General features: G+C 74.3%; 2 protein-coding genes and 1 pseudogene. All 3 read right to left on the bottom strand.

Annotation, left to right across the window (positions count from 1 at the left end; genetic code table 11):
- On the bottom strand, nucleotides 1–1,147 hold a 1,147-nt coding region (locus tag G3I65_RS14405; RefSeq protein WP_160696560.1), incomplete at its 3' end, for an alpha/beta fold hydrolase.
- Between the two features lie 71 nt (nucleotides 1,148–1,218).
- On the bottom strand, nucleotides 1,219–2,298 hold the full coding sequence (locus G3I65_RS14400) for an ATP-dependent DNA ligase (protein ID WP_160696559.1): 1,080 nt from the start codon (nucleotides 2,296–2,298) through the stop codon (nucleotides 1,219–1,221).
- A gap of 27 nt (nucleotides 2,299–2,325) precedes the next feature.
- A pseudogene (locus tag G3I65_RS14395) lies at nucleotides 2,326–2,622 on the bottom strand (alkaline shock response membrane anchor protein AmaP); the annotation flags it as partial.

Raw genomic sequence — 2,622 nt, 5'->3', positions numbered from 1 at the left:
CGATGCGGGACGGCTGTGCGCGCGAGTCGTGCAGGACCGGGGCCGCGAACGCCGCCAGCGGGCCGATGTTGCCGGCCCGGGCCGCGACCACCGCGTCCGCCAGTTCCGGCCAGCGCGAACGCTGGGAAAGTCCCGAGTAGACCGCGAACATCGCCACGCCCGGGCCGAACGCGACGCCGTCGTCGGTCGACGGCGGGTTCGCGCGCAGCTGATCGGTCAACGCCGCCAGTGCCGCCTTCGGGTCGCCCAGCGCGCAGCCGCGGGACGCGCAGTCCGTGCCGAAGGCGTCCAATGTGGACTGGGCGCCGGCGGCGACCGCGTCGAGCACCGCCGCGGTGTCCGCGCCCGGGTCCGGGACGCCGTCGAGGACCATGCGGCCGACCTGGGCCGGGAAGCGGACCGCGTACTCGGCCAGTACCTTCGAGCCGTCGCCGCGGCCGAGCGCGTTCAGGTGCTCCAGTCCCAGCTGCTTGCGCACCTCTTCGAGGTCGCCCGCCGCGCGCCAGCTGTCCAGCGCGGTCTGGGAGTCGTCCAGCTCGATCGCGCACTGCTGGCCGGCCTTGCGGGCCGCGTCCAGCACGTCCTGCAGGTCGCCCTGCGCCGGGTCGGCGTCGATCAGGTCGTGGCGGATGTCCGGCGGCACGCACTGGGCCGCGCCGGACATCCCGGTGCCGCGGCGGTCCACGCCCACCAGCGAGAACTTCTCCAGGAACGCCGGCGGCAGCGTCGCAGCCAGCCGCGCGGCGTACACCGTGCCCGGCTCGCCGTCGACGTCGTTGACGACCACCAGCGGCACCGGCCCGCTGCCGACCTTGAGCGCCAGCAGCCGCACCAGCGACCGGCGGGGCTCGCCCGGCGCGTCCAGCGGGGCGGTGACGCGGGCGCAGGTGAAGTGCAGGCTGCCCGGGACCGGCGGGGTGCCGATCCGCTGCCGGGTGTCGTCGTCGCAGTCGGACCACTTCAGCGACGGCGACTGCGGTTCGGCCAGCGGCGGCAGCGGCACCGACGGCGTCCCGGCGGGCGTGCTGCCGGTGGTCTTCCCGTCGTTCTCGACCAGCGCCGGGCGCACCGACGGCCCGGCGGCGCACCCCGCGGCGGAGGCCAGGGCGAGCAGCGCGACCAGGACACGGGAACGGCGGCGGCGCACGGGCGAGGTCCTCACGTTCGATCAAGGGCAGCAGTACCGCCGAGCTTCGCACGGCCGGTGTGGGACGAGGGTTAGCGGGTCCGCACGACCTGGCCGCGGAACACGGCGTCGAGGTCGTAGCGGGCCGGCTCCTCCAGCTGGCTGTAGTCGCACGAAGCGGCTTCGCGGTCCGGCCGCCAGCGCTTGAACCGCGCGTTGTGCCGGAACCGCGACGGCATCCCGCCTTCGGTGTTCTCGTAGGCGACTTCGACGACGCGCTCGGGCCGCAGCGGCACCCACTCGTGCTCGGTGGCGCGCCAGCGGGTGATCGCGCCCGGGATGCGCTGCCCCTCGCCCTTCGCGAGGCCGCCCCACGGGTGGTCTTCGCCGTCGGTGACCAGCGGCGCCAGCTCCTCGGCCAGCTCGCGGCGCTTCGGCATCGGGAACGACCCGACCGTGCCGACGTAGTGCAGCACCCCGGCGTCGTCGAACAGGCCCAGCAGGAACGAACCGACCAGTTCGCCGGGGCCGCCGTCGACGTGCCAGCGCAGTCCGGCCAGCACGCAGTCGGCGGTGCGCACGTGCTTGTACTTGAGCATCACGCGCTTGCCGGGCGAGTACGGCTCGTCCAGGGGCTTGCCGATGACGCCGTCGAGGCCGGCGCCTTCGAACAGCTCGAACCAGTGCCGCGCGGTGGCCGGGTCGGTGGTGGCCGGGGTGAGCGGGAAGTTCTCGCCGGCCAGCTCGACGAGCCGGTCGCGCCGCGCCGACGTCGGCTCGTCGAGCAGCAGGTCGTCGCCGAGGGCGAGGACGTCGAAGGCGACGAACTCCGCGGGCTGCTCGGCCGCCAGGAGCGTGATCCGGCTTTCGGCCGGGTGGATCCGCTCGGTGAGGGCGTCGAAGTTCAGCCGTCCGTCGCGGGCGACGACGAGCTCGCCGTCCAGCACGACCCGCGGCGGCAGCACTTCCAGCAGCCGGGCCACCGCTTCGGGGAAGTACCGGTTGAGCGGCTTTTCCGCGCGGGACTGCAGGTACAGCTCGTCGCCGTCGCGGAAGACGAGGCAGCGGAAGCCGTCCCACTTGGGCTCGAACAGCAGGCCGCCGGAGTCCGGGATGGCCTTCGACGGCTTGGCGAGCATCGGCTTCAGCGGCGGCTGCAGCGGTAGGGGCATGCTGCGCATTCTGCGCAAAAGCCCGGCTCAGCGCACGCGTTTCGCCGGGGCCGTGTCGAGTTCCAGGCGGACGGCGGTGGGTAGCGCGTCGAGGCCGAGCGATTCCCGGGCCCGTGCCAGCACCTGGCTGTCGAGGCCGGCCCAGACGCTCTTGAGGTCGGTGCCTTCGTGCAGCCACAGCGTCACGCGCAACGCCGGGGCGGTGCGCGAGCCGACGGCGCGGACGCGGGCGCGGCTGACGCCGTCGAGCCGTTCGGCGTCGGCCCGCACGGCTTCCGCGATCGCGCTCGCGGTGACCACCAGTTCGGCGCCTTCGGTGCGGTC

It is taken from the genome of Amycolatopsis sp. SID8362, assembly GCF_010550475.1.
Taxonomy (GTDB): Bacteria; Actinomycetota; Actinomycetes; order Mycobacteriales; family Pseudonocardiaceae; genus Amycolatopsis; species Amycolatopsis eburnea.
This window is presented reverse-complemented; position numbering and strand designations above follow the sequence as displayed.

What these genes read in the sequence shown, in the direction of transcription:
- G3I65_RS14400 (WP_160696559.1), bottom strand. Translation starts at nt 2,298, where the DNA reads ATGCCCCTACCGCTGCAGCCGCCGCTGAAGCCGATGCTCGCCAAGCCG.